The sequence below is a fragment of the Streptomyces sp. MnatMP-M17 genome (genome assembly GCF_900091995.1).
GTDB lineage: Bacteria > Actinomycetota > Actinomycetes > Streptomycetales > Streptomycetaceae > Streptomyces.
The window spans coordinates 1-3,532 of sequence record NZ_FMDK01000881.1 but is presented as its reverse complement, the minus strand read 5'-3'; the positions used below and the strand labels follow the sequence as shown (position 1 = coordinate 3,532).

Annotated in this window: 4 protein-coding genes; 2 read left to right on the top strand and 2 right to left on the bottom strand. The window is 71.6% G+C overall.

The genetic code is table 11. The features are described from left to right. The coding region (gene hemG, locus GA0115259_RS32665; protein WP_093603662.1) for a protoporphyrinogen oxidase at positions 1 to 739 on the bottom strand (739 nt) is incomplete at its 3' end. Between the two features lie 126 nt (positions 740 to 865). Here hemG and GA0115259_RS32660 point away from each other — a divergent pair. After that, positions 866 to 1,846 (top strand): DUF4349 domain-containing protein, encoded by a 981-nt coding sequence (locus GA0115259_RS32660; RefSeq protein ID WP_093603660.1) that lies wholly within the window; start codon positions 866 to 868, stop codon positions 1,844 to 1,846. 54 nt (positions 1,847 to 1,900) lie between these two features. Beyond that, entirely contained in the window at positions 1,901 to 3,280 is a 1,380-nt protein-coding gene (locus GA0115259_RS32655; RefSeq protein WP_093603658.1) for an FAD-dependent oxidoreductase, read from the top strand. 31 nt (positions 3,281 to 3,311) lie between these two features. Here GA0115259_RS32655 and GA0115259_RS32650 read toward each other — a convergent pair. Further along, positions 3,312 to 3,532 (bottom strand): uroporphyrinogen decarboxylase family protein (locus tag GA0115259_RS32650; RefSeq protein WP_272921244.1); only part of this gene is annotated, 221 nt, incomplete at its 5' end.

Genomic DNA, 3,532 nt, shown 5'->3' with positions numbered 1-3,532 from the left:
CCCGTCCGGCGTCGGCCACGGCGCCCGGCAGCCGGCCCACGCCGCCCTCGATGCCCGCGAAGACCGCGCCGGCCTCGCCTGCCGACCGCTGCGCCACGGCAGCTTCCGCCTGGAGGGCGCGGACGCTCTCCAGCAGCGAGTGTTGGCTCTTGAGCGCCTCGAAGAGCTGCGGGACGGCCGACTTCATGGAGATGCGGTACGCGTCGCCCGCGTAGACGCCGCCGAGCAACGGCTCCACCAGCCGGTCGACGACCTCCCTGCCGAGCCGCTCGGCGACATACGCGCCGACCGATACGTCGTCACCGATCTCCGAGGGCGGCAGTTCGGGCTCGCGGGCGATCCGGGCCAGGCCCTCCTCGGAGAGCAGACCGGCGAGCGCGGCGGGATCGCCCGGCACGCCCATCACATGGCCCTTGGGCATCGGCCGCAGCTCGCCACGGGTCCAGACCGAGGCGGTGGCGGTGGCGGGCGGCTGGAGCAGTCCGCCGAGCCCGACGGCGCGGGCCAGCTCGACGGCCTCCGGGCGGCGCGCGAGCATCGACTCGGCTCCGAGGTCGACGTGCGCGCCCTCGATCTCACCGGCGTACAGCTTGCCGCCGAGCCGGCCGGTGGCCTCCAGCAGCGTCACGTCGATCCCGGCGCCCAGCAGCCGGTGGGCCGCCGCCAGACCGGCGATACCACCTCCGATGACAACGACATGACCGGTGTGTGTGTCCACGTGCTGCGCGCTCGGCTCCATGGCTCCACTCTCTCAAACCCGTAACGAGTCCCGACCGTGACCGCTTCGGAACCGGAAACGGGCAACCCGCCCACAGGGCCCGAACGTCGAACCGGCGTCATCTGATTTTCACCTTGGGGGGCCGGTATGCGCAGGACACCCGCGTTCGCGGCGGCACTACTCACCATCTCGCTCGCACTCGCCGGATGCGGTGCGAACGACTCCACGAGTCAGACTTCGGCCTCGGACGCGAAGGCCGTTCCCGCACAGGGCGGCAAGCAGGAAGGCGCCGGAGCGGCCGACCGGGCGGCACAGGCGCCGGGCAGCGAAGGCGTGAAAGCGAGCGCACCGCCCTCGCGGGCAGGCACGCATGTGATCCGTACCGCCGAACTGACCGTACGCGTCAAGGACACCCAGAAGGCGCTGTCCACGGCGCGGGACGCCGCCGTGAACGCCGGAGGCCTGGTCGAGAACGAGTCCACCGAACGGGACGAGGACTCCTATGTGATGTCGCGCATCGTGCTGCGGGTGCCGCAGGACGAGTACGACTCGGTCCTGGCCGAACTGACCGGCACCGGCACGCTGTTGGCCCGTAAGGCGAACGCCAAGGACGTCACCGACCAGGTGGTCGACGTGGACAGCAGGATCGCCTCGCAGCGGGTGAGCGTGGCACGGATACGGGAGTTGATGGACCGGGCCACCAAGCTCGGCGATGTGGTCGCGCTGGAGGGCGAGCTGAGCAGCCGTCAGGCCGCGCTGGAGTCACTGCTCGCCCAGCAGGCCTCGCTCAAGGACCGCACCACGCTGGCCACGATCACTCTGGAGCTCTCCGAGGCGCCGGTCGTGAAGCCGGAGAAGAAGGAGGAGGACCCGGGCTTCCTGGACGCGCTGGGCGGCGGCTGGGACGCGTTCACGGCGACACTGCGCTGGATCGCGGTCGTGATCGGCGCGGTGGCGCCGTTCGCCGTGGCGCTCGCCGTGCTCTACGCGCTGTGGCGGCTGGCGCGCCGGCTGCTGCCCGTGACCGGGGCACACCAGGGACGTCCCACGACGGTCCCGGCCGCTCCTGAAGGAAAGGGTTCCACCGCTCCCGCCGGGCCGGCCCCGGGGGCCGCACCGGAGGACTGATCCGGGCTGCGCCCGCGTAGCGTTTCCCATGGATACGCAACGAAGGGACGCGCAATGGCGGCGGAACGCATGGTGGTCATCGGCGGCGATGCGGCGGGCATGTCCGCCGCATCGCAGGCCCGCAGGATGAAGGGCCCGGAGGCACTGGAGATCGTCGCCTTCGAACGCGGCCACTTCACCTCGTTCTCGGCGTGCGGCATCCCGTACTGGGTGAGCGGCGACGTGACCGACCGCGACGATCTGATCGCCCGTACTCCGCAGGAGCACCGCGAGCGCGCCATCGACCTCCGTACACGTACGGAGGTCATGGAGATCGATGTGGCCGGGCAGCGGGTTCTGGCGCGGGATCTCAGCGACGGCAGCGAGAGCTGGACCGGTTTCGACAAGCTGGTCATCGCGACCGGCGCGCGCCCTGTGCGCCCGGCGCTGCCCGCGATCGACGCGCCGGGCGTGCACGGCGTACAGACACTGGACGACGGCCAGGCGCTGCTGGACACGCTGGCCGGCACGCGCGGCCGGCACGCGGTCGTCGTGGGCGCGGGCTATATCGGTGTGGAGATGGCCGAGGCGCTGCTGAAGCGCGGTTACGAGGTCACGGTCGTCCACCAGGACGAGCAGCCGATGGCCACGCTCGATCCGGACATGGGCCGGCTGGTCCATGAGGCGATGGACGGGATGGGCATCACCACGGTGGGAGGCGCGCCGGTCACCAAGGTCCTCACCGGCGAGGACGGCCGGGTGCGGGCCGTGGCCACCGAGGACGCCGAGTATCCGGCCGATGTGGTCGTGCTCGGGATCGGTGTCGTACCGGAGACCTCGCTCGCCCGCGCCGCCGGGCTGCCGCTCGGGCCGCACGGCGGACTGCTCACCGATCAGTCGATGCGGGTGCGCGGCCACGAGAACATCTGGGCGGGCGGCGACTGTGTGGAGGTCCTCGATCTGGTCTCCGGCACCACCCGCCATCTCGCCCTGGGCACCCACGCGAACAAGCACGGCCAGATCATCGGCGCGAACGCGGGCGGCGGCTACGCCACCTTTCCCGGCGTGGTCGGTACGGCCGTCAGCAAGGTCTGCGATCTGGAGATCGCCCGTACGGGACTGCGCGAGAAGGACGCCCGCCGCGCGGGCCTCCAGTTCGTCACCGCGACCATCGAGTCCACCAACACCGCCGGTTACTATCCGGGCGCGGCCCTGATGACAGTGAAGATGCTCGCGGAGCGCCGTACGGGCCGGCTGCTGGGCGTTCAGATCGTGGGCCGCGAGGGCTCGGGCAAGCGCGTGGACATCGCGGCGGTCGCGCTGACGGCCGGGATGACCGTGGAGCGGATGACGACCCTGGACCTCGGCTACGCGCCGCCGTTCTCACCGGTCTGGGATCCGGTGCTGGTCGCCGCGCGCAAGGCGACGACGGCGGTACGGGCGGCGGGAATGTAGCCGGGGACGAGAGGCCCCGGTCCCTGCGCGCTCAGCGGGCGGTCCTGGTGTGGACGTACTCCACCAGCCTGGTCAGGGCATCCGGGTCCATGCTCGGCAGCACACCATGGCCCAGATTGAAGACATGGCCCTCCAGCCCGGCCGCCGCGTCGAGCACCTCGTCGGCCTTCTCCTCCACCACGGCGGTCGGCGCGAAGAGGACGGCCGGATCGAGATTGCCCTGGAGCGCCTTGCCCGGGCCGACGCGGCGGG

Excerpts from the sequence above, each read along its gene's own strand:
- GA0115259_RS32655 (WP_093603658.1), top strand. The coding sequence starts at position 1,901 with ATGGCGGCGGAACGCATGGTGGTCATCGGCGGCGATGCGGCGGGCATG.
- GA0115259_RS32660 (WP_093603660.1), top strand. The coding sequence starts at position 866 with ATGCGCAGGACACCCGCGTTCGCGGCGGCACTACTCACCATCTCGCTC.